This is a genomic window from Corynebacterium silvaticum (assembly GCF_002162115.2).
Lineage (GTDB): Bacteria > Actinomycetota > Actinomycetes > Mycobacteriales > Mycobacteriaceae > Corynebacterium > Corynebacterium silvaticum.
Genome location: NZ_CP021417.2, coordinates 873,189 through 893,377, shown reverse-complemented (window position 1 = coordinate 893,377; position 20,189 = coordinate 873,189). Strand labels below are relative to the sequence as shown.

Here is a 20,189-nt window from a genome sequence, read left to right as displayed (position 1 = left end):
AATCAAACATCAACTGTCCGAATCACGCGTCCGTATCCAATTATGCCAACAATTCGGAAATTTTGGCGGGCAGTAGACGTGAGTTATTACACAGCCGGCTGGCGCAGCGCGTAGGAAGCGGCCGCATTCCGCACCTTAATTAAATAGTCATTAGACATATTGTATGCATGCAGCGCCGAGGTCCACCCCTCTTTAGTGGCCAAATCTCGGCCGTCGCATAGCATATTCGCAGCACTCAGAGCCGCGTCGTCGATCTGGTTGGGATCTGCCACGCCATCCCCATTGGCATCGCGCCCGTACTTTTTCCATGTTTCGGGGATAAACTGCATGGGGCCGACAGCTCGGTCATAGACGGTGTCTCCGTCAAGAACGCCATTATCGGTGTCCAGGACCTTGGCAAAACCGGGTGAACCATCAAGCGGAACCCCGATAATCGGAGGCAGAACAAAACCGTTGGCGTCTATTTCACGGCTTTCAAACAGATGCCCGGAATATGTCCCGTGTCGAGTTTCCACGTATCCCAGCCCAGCAAGCGTCCCCCAACTCAAATGACACCCCGGCCACGATTCCGCAGCAATAAGTTCCGCATTGCCGTACGCCCGTATCGCTGCAGAGCTTATCGACGTATCCGCCGCGATAGGATCCACCCAAAACGCAAGTTTGTCAGACGTTCGCCCCGGCGCATGAACGTCTATCCGGGGAACTTCCGCTGCTCTAGCCGGGGGCACCGAAGTCGGGACATCTTGCAACTGGCGCACAGGAGACTCGCCGTCAAGGAAAGAAATCGCCCATCCCACAAGAGAAATAACAAGAATCACCGACAACACAACACCCATCCCGCATCCTGCTGCGCGGCGAACTCCTGAACTCATGGCGAACCAGTCTACAGAAAAAAAATAAAGAACCCTGACCATAAGATAAGACGGTTCTATGGCTAGGGCAGCCCACGCGCGGGGCGTCGACAAGCTAACAACGCCCCCTCATCCCTGTAGTTTCCCCGCAACCCACAGCCGCTCCTGTTCAGCCACAGGCACTACACCCGTAGAGCCGTCAAATAGATAGGGCTGACGTTTTTTCATCTTTTTTACAAAGCTCGCGGCCACGTCTTCAAAGTTAAAGGCTCCCCTTCTAGTCGCTATCTCCGCATGGAACAACACTTGCAGCAACACATCACCCAGCTCCCCGATCAATTCCTCATCCGAGGCCCCCTCGCGGATAGCACGGATTACCTCCGCGCTTTCCTCCTCAAGATAGGGAATGAGGGAATGGTGGGTCTGATCCTGTTCCCACTCTCCGCGACATAACGCTTGGGACATCACAGCCCTCGCCTGCCCTATAGCTTCCCGCCTGGAATCAACCTCATACACGTGCGCACCGCGATCGATTGCCTTAACAATCACAGAATCCAACTCATTAGTGTCCACAATGAGATTTTCCGACCCTACCTGCACATACTTAGAAAGGGTCCCGCGCACCGACGCCGGAACTTCATCTGTAAATATGATTTTTCCTGAGAGTTTCTTTAGTATTCCTACAGGAACCATTGTGGGCCAGCGCGGGTTTAGGAGGAGAACCATCATGTTCAACGATCTTAAGCCCTCCTCTTTGCCTGCCACTCGTTGACGGTTAAGGACCAACAATCGGCTGCGACTGGAATCTAATTCAGTTGCGTCAGTATTGACTAGTTCACACAGAGTGTAAGATTCGTAGGACTGAAAAGCCTTACTTTTCTACTGAGTGAATACATGTGTTTTGTTTTCAGCCTTGGCCTCCTAGTTGATTGAGTGCAGTGTGTTCCCCCAAGTCCCTAGTTATTTTGTTTCATATGTAATGAGGTATCCATGAACCTTGCAGCTTCCAGCGCTGACAAGAAATCACAGCACACGGTTCGCATCTGGACACTCATCGGCCTGATCATCGGATCCACTGTCGGCTCGGGAATCTTTTCTTTGCCGCAAAATATCGCTTCAGTGGCTGCGCCGGGAGCAATGTTCATCGGCTGGGTCATCGCGGGTGTGGGCATGTTGGCAGTGGCCTTTGTATTCCAGATACTTGCGCATCGTAAACCGCATCTTGATTCCGGCGTTTACTCCTATGTACGCGCAGGATTAGGCGATTTCATCGGTTTTTCCTCGGGTTGGGGTTATTGGCTGGGCAGCGTGATCGCGCAAGTTGGTTACGCCACTTTGTTCTTCTCCACGCTAGGACACTACATCCCACTCTTTAATACAGAGCATCGCCTGGCGTCTGCAATCGCAGTGTCCCTGATGACGTGGCTCATCTTTGCTGTTCTCTCTCTAGGAATTAAGCAGGCCGCCTTTATGAATGCAGTCACCACGGTAGCCAAGTTGCTCCCTATCCTGGCGTTCATCGTCTTGGTCATGTTCCTAGGCTTCAGCTGGGATAAATTCACCTTTGATTTCTGGGGTGATTCCACCGGCGCCTCTGTTTTTGACCAGTTACAAGGCATCATGCTTTTCACCGTATGGGTATTCATCGGCGTTGAAGGCGCCTCGGTGTATTCCAAGCAAGCCCGTACGCGTGCCGACGTCGGACGCGCCACCGTATTCGGTTTCTTCACGGTGCTACTTTTGCTCGTCACCGTCGCAACGCTGTCTTATGGCGTCTTAACACGCGAGGAACTCGCAGCCCTTCCTAACAACTCAATGGCCTATGTTCTAGAGGCCGTCGTCGGACCCTGGGGCGCAGGACTCGTCTCCGTTGGTCTGTGTCTGAGCGTTCTCGGCGCCTATGTCTCCTGGCAAATGCTCTGCGCAGAGCCAGTGGCCATGATGGCCTTCGACGGTCTGCTCCCCCGACAGCTAGGGAAAATTAACGCTTCCGGTGCCCCCTGGGTGGCCCAGTTAATTTCTACAGTATTGATCCAAATCTGGGTGGTCGTTTTCTTTATCAACCAGACCACGTATGTGTCCATGGTTCAGCTCGCCACTGTGCTGTACCTCGTGCCTTATGTTTTCTCCGCGTTCTACCTCATCTTGCTAGCGACCCGAGGCAAAGGGATCTCGCACCCGGCGGCAGGCACTCGTTTCGATGATTCTGGCCCAGAGGTCAGTGACAAAGAAAATCGCCGCCATCTCGCGGTGGCACTCCTTGCCTTTGTGTACTCGCTGTGGTTGTTCTACGCAGCAGACCTTAAGTATGTGCTCTTCGGGGCTTTGGCGGTTCTACCCGGACTTATCCCCTATGTGGGAACCCGCCTCTACAAAAAAGAGCAGGTTTTCAACGCATTCGAGTGGGTAGTGGTCGCACTCATCGCGGGCGCAGGATGTTATGGAATCTACGGCATTATCACCGGGACTATGTCGCTCTAAACATCGAAATCCATAAAAGCGCACTGTTCTCTGGAGCAGTGCGGCTTTTATGTGTTTTCGGTTCCTTGCGGCCTCATCGGGTGAGAACCAAAACGGGATTATCGTGAGGCGCTTTGAAAAACCCGGTCAGCGCATCCGATACTTCCTCCTACGCGCTTCACGTTTGTCCTCGTAGTCCTCGTCATCATTGCGCTCGCTCCGCCTGATGACAGTACGTTGAGTAGTACGTGCCCGACCCTGAGAGCTGGGCGATTCCCCCACGGAGATGATTTTTTCAGGCACGGCCTCCCCGGTGACTGAGATGCGCGGCACTTCAAACATTTCCGATAGGAAATCTGCTACCCACTGGAGGAGGGCGACGTCGCGAAGCGGTTTATCGGTAACGTTGCGTCCCTCCTTAGGAAAGGACAGCTGGATAGCCTTAGCCGCGGCGCGGTACGTCGCGGAAGGCAGCAGTCGTTTAAGCCGGACTTGCTTGGAATCCGGGAGCTCCACCGGATGAATCTTGATCCGCGTTCCTTGCACACCAATATCGCTAATGCCCGCGGACCTGGCGAGGTGTCGTAGTCGCGCCACCGCCAGAAGACGTGTGACTTTTTCAGGCAGTGAGCCGTAGCGGTCCTCCATCTCCTCTACCACGAGTATCAGATCGGCATTGCTTTGCGACGCCGCCAGCTTCCTATACACCTCAAGCCGGAGTCGTTCAGCATTGATGTAGGACTCTGGGATGTGCGCGTCCACTGGCAAATCGATGCGGATTTCTTTTGGCCCGTCGTCGGTGGCATCGATGATTTTTCCGTCTGCGAGGGCTCGGTAGGCTTCCACTGCCTCGCCAACAAGCCGCACATAAAGATCAAATCCTACGCCTGCGATATGGCCCGATTGCTGTGCGCCGAGCACGTTACCGGCACCACGCATCTCCAGATCTTTCATGGCTACCGCCATACCGGCACCCAAATCGTTGTTCTGAGCGATGGTAGCTAGGCGGTCGTAAGAGTTTTCTGTCAGCGTTTGTCCCTTGGGATACAGGAAGTAAGCGTAACCACGTTCCCGGGAGCGCCCTACGCGCCCCCGCAGCTGATGAAGCTGCGAAAGTCCCATATGGTGTGCGTTCTCCACAATGAGGGTGTTGGCATTGGCAATATCCAAACCAGTCTCCACGATGGTGGTACATACCAGCACATCAAATTCGCGATCCCAGAATCCCTGGACAGTTTGTTCCAGAAGCTCCTCGCTCATCTGTCCATGCGCAACAACAATACGAGCCTCCGGCACGAGTTCTCGTAGGTCTCTGGCTTTCTTTTCAATATCGGAGACTTTGTTATGCACAAAGAACACCTGGCCGTCTCGCAGCAATTCACGCCGGATGGCCGCAGCGATTTGCTTATCTTCTTGCGCCCCAACGTAGGTCAAGATGGGGTGGCGATCCTCGGGAGGGGTCAAAATGGTCGACATCTCACGGATCCCGGCCATCGACATTTCCAAGGTTCGCGGGATCGGGGTGGCAGACATTGTCAGCACATCAACGTGGGTGCGTAATGCTTTGATGTGTTCTTTATGCTCCACACCAAAACGCTGCTCCTCATCGACGATGACCAGTCCGAGATTCTTCCACTGAATTCCTGTCTGAAGCAGGCGGTGCGTGCCGATCACGATGTCCACGGTGCCGTCGGCAAGCCCTTTTATGGTTTCCTTCGCTTCAATCGTGGAAGTAAAACGGCTTAAACCTCGCAGATTTACAGGGAATCCGGCCATACGCTCATCAAATGTGGACAGATGCTGCTGCGCTAACAGCGTGGTAGGAACCAAAACCACCACTTGTTTTCCGTCCTGAACCGCCTTAAACGCAGCCCTCACAGCAACTTCCGTCTTGCCGTAGCCCACGTCGCCTATGATCACGCGATCCATAGGAACGGGCTTTTCCATATCCGCCTTGACCGCCTCGATGGCCATCATCTGGTCTTCAGTCTCAACGTATGGAAAGTTGTCTTCCATCTCATGCTGCCAGGGGGAATCAGGCGCAAAGGGATGCCCCGGCGCGGATTGCCGCTTGGCATATAGCTCGACGAGTTCACCGGCGATTTCTCGAACCGCAGCACGGGCCTTTTTCTTAGTGTTCTTCCAATCGGAGCCGCCCATCTTGGACAACGAGGGCTTCTCGCCTCCCACGTATTTGCTCAGGAGGTCGAGGGAGTCCATGGGAACGAAAAGCTGGTCTGCGGGCTGTCCCCGTTTTGCCGGCGCATACTCCAAGACGATGTATTCCCGCCTTGAGGTTTCATCCCCGGACGTAATTGTTCGCTCGGTCATCTTGAGAAAGCGCCCAATGCCGTGGGTCTCGTGGACCACAAAATCGCCGGTCTTCAGAGCGAGCGGATCTACGCGGTTGCGTCGTTTAGCTGGACGACGCTTTGCCCCTGCGATGTCTCCTACGCGGTTACCGGTGAGGTCGGTCTCTGTGACCACGACAAGGGGCAATGCCTCGGTTCCAGCTTTTTTGCGGACTCTAGGAAAGACGAGGCCCGCGTGGCTAAGCGCCTGGTAGAGAGTCACTTCTCCCGGGGTGGGTTCCCAACCCGGTGTGGCTACCTTTGTGGGGATTCCTTTTTCTTTGAATCTATCCACCATGCGCTTGATCGCGCCCTTGGCAGGGGCGATAAAGGCCGCCCTGCCGCCCGCGGTGGTATGGGCTAGCAGCAGGGACATCATCTCTTCAATCTGAGAGAGATCACCGCGCGGGGTGGGTCCTGCTGCAAAGTCGAGTGGAAGGGTGTCCGCATCATCTGCTTCAAACATGCCGGAAGGCGCAAAGGTCCACCATGAACACCCCGCCTGGCGCGCGGATATTTCTAAAGACTCATACGAGCGATAGGAACTAGCTTCTAGATCTAGTCCTTGGGCAGCAACTGGCCCAGCGGCGCCCATCGCTGCGGCCTCCCACCCCGCTGCAAGGAACTCTGCGTCGGTGGCCTGCAAATCCGCTACCCTAGTGCGAATTTTTTCCGGACCAACTGCTATCACGTGCGTGCCCTGTGGCATGAGCTCAGGAAGAGTAACCAAAGGGGTATCCACGAGTGCTGGTATGAGCGCTTCTATGCCGTCAGCGGGAGTGCCATCCGCCAGCTTGGATAAGAGCTCTTGCAGCGTAGGGTTTCCCTGATACTTCAGGGCTAAATCGCCGGCGCGCTCTGCTACGCCGGGTGTGACGAGGAGTTCGCGGGCAGGGAAAATTTCCACGGCAGCGTGGGAAGAATCTGGGATTGCCCGCTGGTCGGCCACGGAGAACTCCCGGATCTCCGTGATCTCGTCTCCCCAGAACTCTAAGCGAACAGGCCGGTCCATTGTCGTGGGGAATATGTCGAGGATGCCGCCTCGGGTAGCAAACTCCCCGCGCTTAGCCACAAGGTCAACGTGCTGATACGCCCGAAAAATGAGCTGCCGCGTGAGGTCTTCCAGATCATAATCTTTTTCAGCCGCTAGGAGGAGGGCGTTACGCCCCTCTGCTTCCTGAAGAATCGGCTGGCTCACGCCACGTGCGGCAGTCACCACCACGCGCAGGTCATTCAGGTGCGACAAAATCTTAGCGCGTTGTCCCGCTACATCCGCGGCTGGGCTGAGGCGCTCGTGCGGAAGGGTCTCCCATGCGGGGAACCAGGCTACCGAGTCTCCAAGCATTGCCCGAAGCTCCGCGGTGAGGTCCTCTGCTTCACGTCCGGTAGCCGTGATAACGAGGACTGGGGCGCGGTGCGATAGCGCTGCGATAGTCCAGGGGCGAGATTGGTCTATGCCAGTAATATGCAGCGCTGGGTCACCAACGTGTTCCAGCAGCCCTTTGATTTTGGGGTCTGTCGCCGCAACTTTAAGTAGCCCCGCGAGCATAGCGGGATGATGGCTGTTAGTGGTTGCGTTATCAGTTGACAACAAGAAACTCCTCAAAGAACTACGACAAAGACTCGGGTGATGTATCCCCCGATTGCTCGCAAGAGAGCCGGTGGAAACAAAGCTTTAATGGGAGCCTAAAGTCTCCGGCTTGTTTCCGATTTCAGACAAGGACGGTTCGGGTTCTATACCGGCTAGACCATTCCAACAGAGATTCACGATATGAGCCGCAACCTCTTCTTTTGTGGATCCGCCGAGCTCTTCTTTTTGGTCCAACCACCATTGGGCGGTCATGGAGACCATTCCCACGAGTGCCTGGGCATAAAGAACGGCATTCTTGGGTTCTAGTTTTGACCGTTCAAAAGCTTGTTCCAGGATGTATGAGACCTGCACGACGGCGTCATTAAGCAATGTGGAGTAGCTACGAGCCTGACCGGCTTTCATATCCCGCACCAGAATCTGGAAGCCATCAGTATCTTCTTCCACATATGTAAGTAGCCCTAGCACGGCTTGTTCGATGCGCGCTCGCGAACGACCAGTCTGCAAAGAATCGGTAATCGCTTTTTCCAGCCGAAGCATCTCACGGTCAACAACTACAGCATAGAGCCCTTCTTTGCCCCCAAAGTGCTCATACACCACTGGCTTGGACACACCCGCACGAGCAGCAATTTCTTCTACACTCGTCCCCTCAAAACCACGCTCAGAAAACACGCTGCGCCCGACCACAATGAGTTGTTCTCGGCGTTCTTTTCCAGTCATTCGCTTTCGGACCATATTCACTACCTTATCGTGTCCTACACAAACGCTGTTTATGCTATCTGACAGCCCACTAGAAACCGCTCTTCTATGCACAAACCCCCGGCTCCACGTGAGTGAAGACGGGTTCAAGATTGCTTCCCCACCAGGACTCGAACCTAGAATGACGGTACCAAAAACCGTAGTGTTGCCGATTACACCATGGGGAAAGATGAGGCCACCGATAATGCTCAAAGCATTAGGCGGAACCACCGAAGGGGATCATACAATATTTTCTCTCCTTTGGAAATTTTAGGATTACACCCTCAAGGATTCCTTTGTGGATCCTCCTCGCCACTGCATCATCACCGCGTGTGTCGACATCACCAAGCACAGCGTCACCGTCCCCACCAAACAGACGGTGCCAAAAGCACCCAGCCACGTAAAAAGCTTAAGCCGGTACCACGGGCAAACAGAGTGGCTCCCAATGCCAAAGTGCCAAGGGGGAATGTCATCGCCCACCATCCCGGAGTAAAGGGCATCCGCAGGTAAAACCCTCGTAGGGTCATCGCCACGGCAAAGATCACGAGAGGGATTCCCACGATGAGCATGATCCAGCCATAAAGATTGGCCAGATTATGCATAGCCGCTTGTGTTCCAGGGAGCACAAGATGGTCGGTCTGAAAAGCCATCGCCTGCGCCGCAGCCGTCGATTGTCCTACTACGCCCAGGGGTATCCATGCCGATACGGACGCAGCAGCGGGAATGGGTTCTACCCGCCATTGATGGTTGTACGAGCAAGCGAAAATGATAGAGCCGACAAAAAGCGAGAGGAAAAAGCATGCGATGGAGATAACCTGCACATAAGGGTACAGAGTTTCCGACACATGCGGCACCAAGTTGGCCCCCGTGGTGGAGGAAACCATAGGTCCCACTACGGCCAAGCCCCAAATGGTCGTAGGCGCGCCACGGTCCACGCCTATTAAACGGGCCGCAAACCCAAACGCTGAGCACACGCCCACAACAGTGCCAAACACCCACATCCCAGTATTGAGCGCCCAAACAACGCGGAGTAGTTCTGGGACAAGAGGAGGGATAACTATGGTGCTGGCAGACCCCACAGAGAGGTAGCCCATAGAGACCGTCGCCCAAAACGGCATTTGCGAGAAATCTGCTATTGAACGGCTAAAAACACTAGGTTTACGCACAACACGAAACACAAATCCAAAGGTCAAACCGATCAACAGCGTCCATGCAATCCCTAGCACCACGGCAGAAAGAATATGCGCGCCGGGCAGATGAGGGGCCTGAGCATGAAGCAAGTTTGCCAATAGCCCGGTTCCCATCACAGAGGGAAACCATGCAGGACCCGCTGGTGGAAGAGGGACCCTCGAACCATGACCGGGCGTGGTGCCCTGTTTGCGAGAAGTCCGAGCATGGGTAGAAACAGAATGACGAGATTCCAAAGACACTACTGTTGTCCTTATTGCCGATAAAACGTACTACTGCCTATAGCTTTCACTACTTAGCTGTTTTTGGGTAACCAGAGCGTCGCTACGCCACGTATTAGTGGCTATGGCCGTGTTCACCTGCCGGATGCGCCAGCGTGTAGTCCGTACGCAGATCGGGCGCTTCACCTTTATTAAGCATCATGTACTGCCCCATCATCCCTTGATCTTCGTGGAACAGCATATGGCAGTGATACATATACGGGTACGTGTTATCCCTGTACTGTCCAAAGACCACGGCAAGAGTGGCTGTGGAGCCTGGCGGTAAGGTCACCGTGTCCTTCCACCCTTGTGTTGTGACAACAGTATCCGTACCGCTGAGGCTCAGGACTTTGAACGCACAGTTGTGTATATGAAAGTTGTGTATCCAATCGGAGTTTCCATTGGTCACAATCCATTTTTCCGGGTCTGAATGCGCGATAGCAATGTCCACTCGGCTCATGTCCATCGATTGCTCATTGATCTGGAACGTGTTGAGGACAAACGTGCGCTCGATCGAATGCTCTGTGTCTGGCAGCTCACCGGCAGAAGTATCCAGTACCTGAGGTATATCTTTTGGCTCAGGAGCACTGCTTTCGGGCCCTTTGATCAACAAGACTTCGTGCGCATCTTGAAGTCGAAATTTAGCCGTGTAGTCGTCTTGCGGAACCCCCAGGTGATCTGCAAAACCGATGGATTGCAACGATAGTTTTTCCCCAGGCGCAATGTCTACGACTATTTCTGTTCTTTCACCAGGGCCAAGCATGACACTCGTTGCTTCTTGAGGAGAATCTAAAAGCCCCGAGTCAGAGGCAATAATATGAAAGGGTCGCGAGTCAGAGAGTGCAAGATTATGAAACCGCATCGTCGAACCACACAAAATCCGGAAGCGAACCCGGCGCGTGGTCGCCTGGAAATGCGGGTTAGTCACGCCGTTGATATAGGGGACTTCATCCAGAAGTCCCCCTGTGTCATCCATAGTCTCGTCAAGAACGCCGGCTTCCGTAAAGTTCGCATCCATGAGTATCAAAGGCACATCGTCTACCCCATACTCCTGAGGCAGATCAAGAGACTTGGAGACCTCGTCTTCAAGAATGATCATTCCTGCCAAACCGCGATACGACTGCAGCCCAGTTTCCCCATGCGGGTGCGGGTGATACCACAGTGTGGCGGCGGGTTGTTCTACGGTGTAGCTCGCAGTCCACTTCTTTCCTGGCGCAATGGGAGAATGCGGACCTCCGTCAGCGCGAGCGGGTAAAAGAATGCCGTGCCAGTGCACAGCGGTTTCTTCGGTGAGTTCGTTGAGCACCGTAAGAGATACGGCGTCGCCTCGCGATGCGCGGATTGTTGGACCAAGGTGTGCCCCATTAAAACCCCATGTCGGAGTCTTAATTCCCGGAAGAATCTCTGATTCTCCCCGTTGGGTGACCAAAGTAAAGGATCGCTGGTTCCCCGACTCTTGGGCCTGTGCCAGCGGCGGAATGGGCAATGCGCGAGTCTCTCCGTCCCAACCTCGTGGACTAGGGAGCTTCTTTATGTTCTTTCCTCTCCCTTGTTCTTCTTTCCCGCATCCAGAAAGACTCATGCCAGCAGCTGTTGCGCTTGCCAGGCCGCCGAGCGCTAGGAAGGACCGTCGATTCAGCTGCATAAGCGCCTTTCATCCAATACCGTCAATAAAGTTGAGGAAGCTCAGCATTTCATCGTAGCTGTTTGCACCACTGCGTCGCAGGGCAGCCATCTGTTGGTGATGCAGAAACGGTGAGGGGACTTCGGTGGTGGAACTCCCCTGTCCACCGCCGACCTAATCTTTTGTTCTTTTCTGTCCTTGGTGCTTCTGCATCACATATCCGTTAGCGGCGAAAACGTTGTGCTGGCAAGATGAGCAAGTAGACTCTTTACACGTAATACTCAATGTGATCGATCAAGGAGAACGTGCACCTGTGAGCACACCTACACCTGCCGAGGCGGTGGCGGTAGTCGTCTTAGCGGCTGGGGCCGGCACCCGAATGAAATCTGAGCTGCAGAAAACTCTGCATTCGATCGGCGGACGATCGTTGCTTTCCCACTCCTTGCATGCGGCAGCGGGGGTCTCCCCTGAACGCATCGTCGCTGTCGTTGGTCACGGGAGAGACCAAGTTGCCCCTGCGGTAGAGCATGTTGCATCGGAATTAGGCCGAGAGATCAGCATCGCGGTCCAGGAGGAGCAAAAGGGCACTGGACACGCCGTGCAGTGTGCCATGGATCAGCTCAAAGATTTCTCGGGCACCATTCTGGTCACTAATGCCGATGTTCCCCTGCTACGCCCAGAAACCCTTTCTGAACTAGCGGAGTTCCACCGCGAGGCACCCACCACGGTCACGGTGCTCACGATGCGTTTGGATGATCCCACCGGTTATGGCCGTATTGTCCGCGACGAGTCGCACTCTGTTGCAGCCATCGTCGAGCAAAAAGATGCTGATAGTAAGACCCTCAGTATCCAAGAGGTCAACTCGGGTGTTTTTGCATTCGACGCCCGCATCCTCGCGCATAGTTTGACGCAGCTGGACACGGACAACGCGCAAGGCGAGCTGTACTTGACCGACGTCCTCGGCATTGCAAGAAGCGAGGGACACACCGTCCGGGCCTACCCGGTGGCAGACCCTCACGAGCTCGGCGGAGTCAACGACCGGGTACAGCTTGCTAAGGCCGCTCAAAAGCTCAACGCTCGCACAGTAGAAGCAGCCATGCGCGGTGGCGCTACCATCATTGATCCCGCCACCACCTGGATCGACGTAGACGTGACGGTAGGCAAAGATGTCACCATCTACCCAGGCACTCAGCTGCGCGGCACCACCACAATCGCTGACAACGTGGAGGTGGGCCCGGATAGCACCCTCATCAACATGGTGGTGGGAGAAGGCGCTCACGTCATACGAACTCACGCTATGGATTCAGAGATTAAGGCGCGTGCTTCTGTTGGCCCCTTCACCTATATCCGCCCCGGAACCATCGTCGGCGAAGAGGGTAAATTGGGTGGATTCGTGGAAGCCAAGAATGCTCAGATTGGCCGTGGCTCCAAAGTGCCTCATTTGTCCTATATCGGCGACGCCACAGTAGGCGAATATTCCAACATCGGAGCCTCAAGCGTGTTTGTTAACTATGACGGAGTGGAAAAACACCACACGACCATAGGTTCCCACGTCAGAACGGGTTCTGACACGATGTTTATCGCTCCAGTGACGGTCGGTGATGGTGCGTACTCTGGAGCAGGTACAGTAATCAGGGAAGACGTTCCTCCGGGAGCTCTTGCTGTCTCCGGAGGCAAGCAGCGCAATATTGAGGGATGGGTGGAGAAGAGGCGCCCAGGAACTCCCGCAGCTGAAGCCGCCCGTAAGGCATCTGACCACCAATCCAAGGAAGGTTAAGCGAAAACCCCATGACTTCGCACAACTGGACCGCAAACCAGAAGAATTTGATGCTGTTCACTGGTCGCGCCCACCCTGCTCTTGCCGACGCCGTCGCTAATGAACTAGGTATCAGCACCACCCCGACAACAGCCCGCGACTTTGCTAACGGCGAGATCTTCGTCCGTTTTGAGGAATCCGTCCGTGGATGCGATGCCTTTGTTTTGCAGTCCCACGCACAGCCGCTCAACAAGTGGCTCATGGAACAGCTCATCATGATTGATGCGCTCAAGCGCGGCTCCGCAAAGCGCATCACCGCAATTCTCCCCTTCTATCCTTATGCTCGTCAGGATAAGAAGCACCGTGGCCGCGAGCCGATTTCTGCTCGCTTGGTCGCAGACTTGCTGCGCACTGCTGGCGCTGACCGCATCGTTGCAGTCGATCTCCACACCGATCAGATCCAGGGCTTCTTCGACGGCCCCGTCGATCACATGCACGCTATGCCGATCCTGACCGATTACATCAAGGGTAAGTACGACCTAGAAAACGTCGTGGTTGTTTCCCCCGATGCCGGCCGTGTGAAGGTCGCAGAAAAGTGGGCTAATACGCTTGGCGACGCCCCCCTCGCCTTCGTTCACAAGACTCGTTCCGTGGATGTGGCCAACCAGGTTGTGGCTAACCGCGTGGTTGGCGATGTGAAGGGCAAGACTGCGATCTTGCTCGATGACATGATCGATACCGGCGGAACCATCGCCGGCGCCGTTGTAGTTCTCCGCGATGCCGGTGCTGAAGACGTCATCATCGCTTGTACCCACGGTGTGTTCTCCGGCCCTGCCCGCGAGCGCCTCTCCCAGTGCGGTGCAAAAGAAGTGATCACCACTGATACTCTGCCTCAGTCCGATGAGGGCTGGGACAACCTCACGGTTTTGTCCATTGCCCCCCTCTTGGCAAAGACGATCCATGAGATCTTTGAAAACGGCTCCGTAACCACCCTGTTTGAGGGCGAAGCCTAAAACTACGTCAAGGCCCGGTACGCGGCCTCGTGTACCGGGCCTTAGCCATGCCCATCACCCTTTACGCTTTCTCCCCTCCTGATTTTCGTTGGATTCCTGATGCACGATTCTCTCCCCTCACCAGCCTCTGATACATACGACGGGCCGCTTGGCGCCCTCTACACCCCGACGGCCACCACCTTCCGAGTGTGGGCTCCCTCAGCTCACAAGGTAGATCTGATTCTTAACCGGGAATCGGATAGTCAGCGCATAGCGATGGCGTCGATAAGCAAAGGCACATGGGAAACCAGCGTTGCGGGAGACTGCGAGAACGCGGTCTACATGTATCGCCTTGAGTTTGATGAGGGTAAGTTCGTCGAATCTGTTGATCCCTATGCCCGGGCAGTCACCGCAAACGGCAACCAGGGTGTTTTCTTTCCCCCGGAACTCCGTTGCGACGAATGCCTGCTTTTAGCTCCCCGCTGGATGCCGTCATCTACGAGGCACACATTCGTGACCTCACTATCAGCCAAGACAACGGAATCACGCACAAAGGAACTTTTTTAGGGCTCGCGGAGCCTGGCACACGCACAGCGTTGGGCAACCGCAGCGGCCTTGATTATCTGCGATCCTTGGGAGTGACCCACGTACAGCTGCTGCCAATTTTTGATTTCGAGTCGATCGATGAAACCGGCGATCTTAGCTTTGATGCCCAGTACAACTGGGGCTACGACCCGCTAAATTACAACGTTCCCGAGGGCTCATACTCCACTGACCCCGCAGACCCTGCCTGCAGAATCACCGAGCTTAAACGCACTATCGACGCCCTCCACACCGCCGGGTTACGCGTGATTATGGATGTGGTGTACAACCACGTCTACTCCACATCGTCTTCGCCCTTGGAGCGCACAGCCCCCGGCCGATATTTCCGAATGACTCCAGAGGGAACCTTCTACGACGGTACTTTCTGTGGAAATGAAACCGCCTCCGAGGAACCTATGATGCGAAAGTTCCTTCTTGACTCTGTTGAATACTGGGCCAAGGAATTCGCACTCGATGGTTTCCGCTTTGATCTCATGGGAATCCACGATGTAGAAACGATGAATCTGGTGCGCGAGCGCCTGGATAGTATCGACCCCTCCATCATCATCGTGGGAGAAGGCTGGCCCATGAGGACCCATCCCGAGGGAGTTCTTCCTGCCCACCAGGGCAACGCAGAGCATATGCCAAGGATTGCGCACTTTAATGAGTCCCTCCGCGACACCCTCAAGGGCAGCACCTTTGGAGAAGAACGCCCCGGTCTTCTTACCGGATCCCACGACCCCCAACTCATGTGGACGCTCTTTAACAACATCAAAGGTGGCCAGCACTTACCGGGAATCTCTTTTACCGCACCAGAGCAATCGGTTGCCTACGTTGAGGCGCACGATAACCACACGCTGTTTGATCGCCTCCGCATCGCATTACCAGAGGCAGAAGAAGCCGAACTGATTCAGCGGTGCCAGTTAGCCATGGAAATACAGTTCCTTGCCGCGGGCATCGTCCTCATCCACGCAGGACAAGAGTTTGCCCGCACCAAGCATGGCGACGAAAATTCCTACGCATCCCCAGACCACATCAACCAGTTTGATTATGACCGCGCGGGGCGCCTGCACAGATCTGTCGATCTGCTCCGCGAGCTCATAGCTATGCGTAACGACCACGGTTTTATGCGACGCAACTCTTTCGAGGAGATCCGGCATACCACCGTGGCCACGGTTATTACCCCTCGTCAGTTGGTGTATACGGTGGAAGCGTCCGGCACTGCCGAAACCTCCTTCCTAGTCGCTATCAACTTTGCCAACACAGAATTCCACGCGCCAGTTGATCCTGGTAACTACGAGGAGATCTTTGCGCGACATCATTACGCGGGAGAAAACCCTCCTGTTGTAATAAGCGAGGGAAAACTTAATGTTGCGCCTTTGAGTGTGAGTATCTGGCGAATCGTGGACTAGAGAGCGTATAAGCCGCCTAGCCACCCATCCCAGTTGCATCAGTCATGCTGATCACGTGCATTTTCCAGCTTGATTCCGCGACCTCATAAGTGGTACTGTGGCTGAGTCTCGGCGAGGGCGCCTTGTAAGGAGCCGTTATCGACGCGATTGTTTTTAAAGCTTATTTAAGCCTGCGAAGACTCGACCAAGACATTCGAGTCGGCCGCAGGCCATTTTCTTTTGGTGCGGCCGAAGTTTTCACCTTAATAAACATTCAAGGAGAATTTCATGGCTAACTACCCAACCATCTCAGCTCAGCCACGTACCGAGTTCGGCAAGGGCTTTGCTCGCCGTCTGCGCGCTGCTGGTCAGGTTCCTGGCGTTATCTACGGCGCTGACATCGAGGCACCCATCCACTTCTCCGTGGACATCCTTGAGCTGCACGCACTTCTTCGCGCACACGGCTCCAACGCTGTTCTCGATCTGGACATCGAGGGCGAGAAGCACCTCACCATGGTTAAGCACGTTGATCAGAACGTTCTGACCCTGAACGCCGATCACGTCGACCTCCTAGCCATCAAGCGTGGCGAGAAGGTTGAGGTTGAGGTTCCTGTCGCACTCCAGGGCGAGACCGCACCGGGCACCACCCTGATCCAGGATGCTGACACTGTTCTCGTTGAGGCCGATGTTCTCTCCATCCCTGAAGAGATTGCTTTCTCCGTTAAGGGCCTTGAGGCTGACGCAAAGGTTCTTGCTGGCGACCTTTCCCTCCCAGCAAACACCACCTTGGTTGCTGATCCTGAGTTCGTTATTGCAACCGTTTCCTTCGAAGAGGTTGCTGAAGAGGCTGAGGAGTCCGCAGAAGGCGAAGCTGCTGAGTCCGCAGAGGCTGAGGGCGAAGAGTAAACCTTTTTCGTTTTACATACCTAGGAAGCCAGCTCACATTTTTGTGGGCTGGCTTTTTGCTGTCACAATAGAAAACTGTGACTTCGCCTTTTCTCATCGTTGGCCTCGGCAATCCCGGCCCTCAATACGCAACAACCCGCCACAACATCGGTTATATGGCAATCGATGAGATGCTTACTCGAACCTCTCCTATGCCAACAAAGCTCAGCGCACATAAAAAAACCAACATGATGGCAGCTGAGACCAGGATCGGTACTACAAAAGTCATCCTTGCCACCCCGCGCAGCTTTATGAATCTCTCCGGCGGGCCGGTGCGCTCAATCGCGAATTTTTTCAATATCCCCCCGTCTCATGTGATAGTGCTTTTCGACGATCTCGAGCTCGACTTCAGCGAGATCAAAGCAAAACGTGGCGGAGGCGACCATGGGCATAATGGTTTGCGTTCCATTACCCAAGCATTGGGCACTAAAGACTACATCCGGGTGGGAATAGGAATCGGCCGTCCGCCCGGACGCATGGAACCCAAAGCATTTGTTCTCAAGCCTTTTAGCAAGAAGGAACTGGTGGAAATTCCTATTGCTTGCGCCGACGCGGCAGACGAAGTCGAGCGGATTATCACCAACGGCGGGCTTTCTTAAGCGCTTTGGCCAGGGCTGCGTCGTCTAGCTCAAAGGCCCCCTGTTTATCCAGTCGCTTGAGCACTACCGCGCAGGTTTTGCAGCGCGGGTTGTCTCGGCAACACTTTTTCTTGTGTTTGCCTTTACGCGCGGCTTTTCTAATTTTGTCCATGCCCATAATCGACCACTATATAAGAGCTAACCCTTTCCTAAGTACACGGCGCGAAAGAGAAGGCCTGCTTACTCCGTGAGATAATCCAGTATTTCTTGGGCTGTCCCCAAGCGAATCAGCTCAGTGCGCTCGCCGACAAGACAATACTCATAGCCCTTTTTAGCCCGTAGCGGAGCCATCATGACGCCAAGCTCTGGGTAGGAACAAGGAAGGTCCGGGTGGGAAAGGGAAAACTTCGTTGCGATCCCGCGCGCCACCCGCCCAGAAAAAGCCCTACTACTCAGTGTTTGCCCACCTGCGCTTATCATCGCTCTATGTGCCCTGCTTGTTCCTGCCTCACGGGAAAGGAGAAAGGCCGAACCACAACTCACCGCGCTAGCACCCAAAGACAAAGCGGCTTTTACGTCTTCTGGTGTTCTGATTCCACCCGCTGCGATCAGCACCGCATCGGGATGCTGCGTATGGAGCACAGAACACAGTTCTGCGGTGGAGAAAAGATTCGGTGTTTCGCAAGCATCCCCTGTCAGGCGATGTCCCCCTGCCTCATGTCCCTGCACAACAAGGGCGTCAACGCCGCGCGAAAGAGCCTCTTCTGCTTCTCTCACGCTGGTTACTGATGCCCACGCTTCCACGCCCACGCTATGGAACTGCCCTATTTCTTCCGTAGAAAAACACCCAAAGGAGCTAGACACTACGTTGGGCCCGTACCCTTGCGTGCACGCAGTAAAGACTGCCTCACACTTTGTATGGAAGTCATTTGAATAATCAACCGTAGGCATAGGCGGTTGATCCACTCCCACGGCGGCACATTCTTTTTCCACGAGCCGGTGAACACGATCGAGCACATCAGGATCGGTGTGATGAGGCTGCGGGTAGAAAAAATTAACCCCATAGGGTTGTCCCGCCGTCAGCTGGGCGCATTCTTGCATGTCTTGTACGAGTAACGCGACATCTTTGTTTCCTGAGGCCAAAACCCTAATCCCCCGCTGCCAGAAATAGCGGCAGCAAGCGCGGGAGTCGATGGGCCACCTGCCATTGGAGCACCGATGATAGGGCAGCTAAGCTTTTCCAGAATCCGCGACGTCATAGTCGCATGCTAGTGGAAAGACGAAATGTATGACGTTTAGAGAATTTTTGCAGCGTATCTTCGCACCCAAAAAGTCGGTCAACCAGCCGCACACAGATGCAGCTGCTGATCGTCCGACTCCCGAATGGATCGTGATCGGACTTGGTAACCCGGGCAACGCGTACGCCAGGAATCGACACAACGTGGGATATATGGCTGTCGACGCGCTACTCGATGGTGCCCCGCTCACCCAGCGGCGAGGCCTACCTGTGGCGGAGGCGCGTCTTAGGGTCGGCCAGCATGAGATCGCGGTGCTGCGTTCCACCACCTACATGAACAACTCCGGGGAAGCTATCGCCCCTATCGCAGAAGAATATGGCATTGCCGCCGATCACATCATTATCCTGCATGATGAATTAGACCTTCCCCACGGTACTGTTCGCATCAAAAAGGGCGGAAATGAAAACGGACACAATGGCCTTAAATCGAGCAGTGCATTGTTAAATACCCGCGATTACCTGCGGATACGCATGGGTATTTCGCGTCCTCCAAAGGGGATGTCTGTGCCGGATTATGTCCTCGGCGATGTTGAGCACGATGAGGCTCTTGACACCATGATCTCACGGTCTGCGGAAGCGGTGCGGCTTGTTGTGACTGCAGGAATCGCACAGGCACAACACACAATTCACTCCGCATAGCTAAGCTAAAAACATGCGAACAATCGTAATTACCGGTGCAAGTGATGGAATCGGTGCAGCTGCTGCACGGTTACTAGCTGCGCAGCACCCAGACGATAGATTGGTGTTAGTAGGAAGGAATCCTCAGAAAACAGCAGCTATAGCGGAAGCTGTCGGGGCTGAGTTTTTCTGCGCGGATCATTCCTCGCTCACCGATGTACGTCGATTAGCTCAGGATCTCTTAGCCGCCTGCGATCGCATCGATGTACTTGCCAATAATGCTGGCGGTATCTTCGATGGCCCCATCATCACGGAAGACGGTTTTGAGCAAACGTTCCAGATCAACTACCTCGCACCGTTTCTGCTCACCCACGAGCTGTTCCCCCTCCTTGAGAAGTCAAACGCCCGCATTATTATGACCTCTAGCCTGGCCAATGTGCTCTTTGGCCGCCTGGATTTTGATGACCTGATGGGGGTCAAAAACTACAAAACAAACCGCGCTTATGGAACCAGCAAGCTTGCAGACTTGTTGTTTGCGCGGTCGCTGCATCACAAATTTCAGCATCGCGGAATCAGCGCGGTCTCATTCCACCCAGGCGTGGTGCTCACCAACTTCGCACAAGAATCCCATGGCTTCCTCAGCCGCTTCTACAAGAACCCCCTGGCGAGTAGAAGTAGATTGAGCATTTCTGCGGAACAAGGTGGAAAAAATCTGGCGTACTTTATCGACGGCACCCCCACTATCACGTGGCAATCAGGCGTCTATTACAACGACAAACTCCGACCTGGTGTGGTCAATCCGCTGGCGCGTTCGCATAGAGCCGCAGACACCCTTTTTGCACGCACGGAGTCCATGCTCGGCATCCATTTTGGCCAGCCGGTGGACACTAAGTAGCCTTTCGCCGAGTCCCCTGTCTACTCCACACTGGCGTCCGCGAGTAGGAGGAGTCGGGTAAATTCGGGACATTGC

General features: G+C 54.7%; 13 protein-coding genes and 3 pseudogenes. 8 read left to right on the top strand and 8 right to left on the bottom strand.

The window, feature by feature from the left end; genetic code table 11:
* Positions 1 to 86 precede the first annotated feature (86 nt).
* Together CBE74_RS16690 and CBE74_RS16685 are read right to left on the bottom strand one after the other, a co-directional pair.
* A complete protein-coding gene (locus CBE74_RS16690) occupies positions 87 to 872 on the bottom strand; it encodes a lytic transglycosylase domain-containing protein (protein ID WP_087453686.1) in 786 nt (261 codons plus the stop codon).
* A 108-nt stretch (positions 873 to 980) separates the two neighbouring features.
* Entirely contained in the window at positions 981 to 1,586 is a 606-nt protein-coding gene (locus CBE74_RS16685; RefSeq protein WP_087453685.1) for a MazG nucleotide pyrophosphohydrolase domain-containing protein, read from the bottom strand.
* A gap of 255 nt (positions 1,587 to 1,841) precedes the next feature.
* Here CBE74_RS16685 and CBE74_RS16680 point away from each other — a divergent pair, with 255 nt between their 5' ends.
* A complete protein-coding gene (locus CBE74_RS16680) occupies positions 1,842 to 3,332 on the top strand; it encodes an amino acid permease (protein WP_087453684.1) in 1,491 nt (496 codons plus the stop codon).
* A 126-nt stretch (positions 3,333 to 3,458) separates the two neighbouring features.
* On the opposite strand, the gene mfd is transcribed toward CBE74_RS16680, so the two are convergent.
* From mfd to CBE74_RS16660, 4 genes and pseudogenes are all read right to left on the bottom strand, one after another.
* Positions 3,459 to 7,211: a transcription-repair coupling factor gene (mfd, locus tag CBE74_RS16675; RefSeq protein ID WP_171483262.1), complete on the bottom strand. Its 3,753-nt coding sequence runs from the start codon at positions 7,209 to 7,211 to the stop codon at positions 3,459 to 3,461.
* 126 nt (positions 7,212 to 7,337) lie between these two features.
* Entirely contained in the window at positions 7,338 to 7,985 is a 648-nt protein-coding gene (locus CBE74_RS16670) for a TetR/AcrR family transcriptional regulator (protein ID WP_087453682.1), read from the bottom strand.
* 279 nt (positions 7,986 to 8,264) lie between these two features.
* Positions 8,265 to 9,418: pseudogene (locus CBE74_RS16665) on the bottom strand (TDT family transporter).
* A 94-nt stretch (positions 9,419 to 9,512) separates the two neighbouring features.
* A complete protein-coding gene (locus CBE74_RS16660) occupies positions 9,513 to 11,081 on the bottom strand; it encodes a multicopper oxidase family protein (RefSeq protein WP_087453681.1) in 1,569 nt (522 codons plus the stop codon).
* 292 nt (positions 11,082 to 11,373) lie between these two features.
* On the opposite strand from CBE74_RS16660, the gene glmU reads away from it, so the two are divergent.
* The 5 genes and pseudogenes from glmU (at position 11,374) to pth (CBE74_RS16635) (ending at position 17,325) form a co-directional block, all read left to right on the top strand.
* Positions 11,374 to 12,837: a bifunctional UDP-N-acetylglucosamine diphosphorylase/glucosamine-1-phosphate N-acetyltransferase GlmU gene (gene glmU, locus CBE74_RS16655; protein ID WP_087453680.1), complete on the top strand. Its 1,464-nt coding sequence runs from the start codon at positions 11,374 to 11,376 to the stop codon at positions 12,835 to 12,837.
* Positions 12,838 to 12,848: 11 nt separating this feature from the next.
* Positions 12,849 to 13,829: a ribose-phosphate diphosphokinase gene (locus CBE74_RS16650; RefSeq protein ID WP_087453679.1), complete on the top strand. Its 981-nt coding sequence runs from the start codon at positions 12,849 to 12,851 to the stop codon at positions 13,827 to 13,829.
* Positions 13,830 to 13,928: 99 nt separating this feature from the next.
* A pseudogene (gene pulA / locus CBE74_RS16645) lies at positions 13,929 to 15,802 on the top strand (type I pullulanase).
* Positions 15,803 to 16,069: 267 nt separating this feature from the next.
* On the top strand, positions 16,070 to 16,687 hold the full coding sequence (locus tag CBE74_RS16640; RefSeq protein ID WP_087453678.1) for a 50S ribosomal protein L25/general stress protein Ctc: 618 nt from the start codon (positions 16,070 to 16,072) through the stop codon (positions 16,685 to 16,687).
* Between the two features lie 77 nt (positions 16,688 to 16,764).
* A complete protein-coding gene (pth, locus tag CBE74_RS16635; RefSeq protein ID WP_087453677.1) occupies positions 16,765 to 17,325 on the top strand; it encodes an aminoacyl-tRNA hydrolase in 561 nt (186 codons plus the stop codon).
* Here pth (CBE74_RS16635) and CBE74_RS24585 read toward each other — a convergent pair.
* Both CBE74_RS24585 and CBE74_RS16630 read right to left on the bottom strand, forming a co-directional pair.
* Entirely contained in the window at positions 17,303 to 17,482 is a 180-nt protein-coding gene (locus CBE74_RS24585) for a hypothetical protein (RefSeq protein ID WP_013911127.1), read from the bottom strand. The two genes, pth (CBE74_RS16635) and CBE74_RS24585, sit on opposite strands and share 23 nt — an antisense overlap.
* A 62-nt stretch (positions 17,483 to 17,544) precedes the next feature.
* A pseudogene (locus CBE74_RS16630) lies at positions 17,545 to 18,512 on the bottom strand (NAD(P)H-dependent flavin oxidoreductase).
* Positions 18,513 to 18,592: 80 nt separating this feature from the next.
* Here CBE74_RS16630 and pth (CBE74_RS16625) point away from each other — a divergent pair.
* Together pth (CBE74_RS16625) and CBE74_RS16620 are read left to right on the top strand one after the other, a co-directional pair.
* Positions 18,593 to 19,240 (top strand): aminoacyl-tRNA hydrolase, encoded by a 648-nt coding sequence (gene pth, locus CBE74_RS16625; RefSeq protein ID WP_087453675.1) that lies wholly within the window; start codon positions 18,593 to 18,595, stop codon positions 19,238 to 19,240.
* A gap of 13 nt (positions 19,241 to 19,253) precedes the next feature.
* Positions 19,254 to 20,114, top strand: a complete 861-nt coding sequence (locus CBE74_RS16620; RefSeq protein WP_087453674.1) for an SDR family NAD(P)-dependent oxidoreductase — start codon at positions 19,254 to 19,256, stop codon at positions 20,112 to 20,114.
* Positions 20,115 to 20,189 lie beyond the last annotated feature (75 nt).

Bases quoted from the DNA above. Each gene is read 5' to 3' on its own strand.
- CBE74_RS16690 (WP_087453686.1), bottom strand. From the start codon at position 872: ATGAGTTCAGGAGTTCGCCGCGCAGCAGGATGCGGGATGGGTGTTGTG.
- CBE74_RS16680 (WP_087453684.1), top strand. From the start codon at position 1,842: ATGAACCTTGCAGCTTCCAGCGCTGACAAGAAATCACAGCACACGGTT.
- mfd (WP_171483262.1), bottom strand. From the start codon at position 7,211: ATGCTCGCGGGGCTACTTAAAGTTGCGGCGACAGACCCCAAAATCAAA.
- CBE74_RS16670 (WP_087453682.1), bottom strand. From the start codon at position 7,985: ATGGTCCGAAAGCGAATGACTGGAAAAGAACGCCGAGAACAACTCATT.
- CBE74_RS16660 (WP_087453681.1), bottom strand. From the start codon at position 11,081: ATGCAGCTGAATCGACGGTCCTTCCTAGCGCTCGGCGGCCTGGCAAGC.
- CBE74_RS16650 (WP_087453679.1), top strand. From the start codon at position 12,849: ATGACTTCGCACAACTGGACCGCAAACCAGAAGAATTTGATGCTGTTC.
- CBE74_RS16640 (WP_087453678.1), top strand. From the start codon at position 16,070: ATGGCTAACTACCCAACCATCTCAGCTCAGCCACGTACCGAGTTCGGC.
- CBE74_RS24585 (WP_013911127.1), bottom strand. From the start codon at position 17,482: ATGGGCATGGACAAAATTAGAAAAGCCGCGCGTAAAGGCAAACACAAG.
- pth (WP_087453675.1), top strand. From the start codon at position 18,593: ATGACGTTTAGAGAATTTTTGCAGCGTATCTTCGCACCCAAAAAGTCG.
- CBE74_RS16620 (WP_087453674.1), top strand. From the start codon at position 19,254: ATGCGAACAATCGTAATTACCGGTGCAAGTGATGGAATCGGTGCAGCT.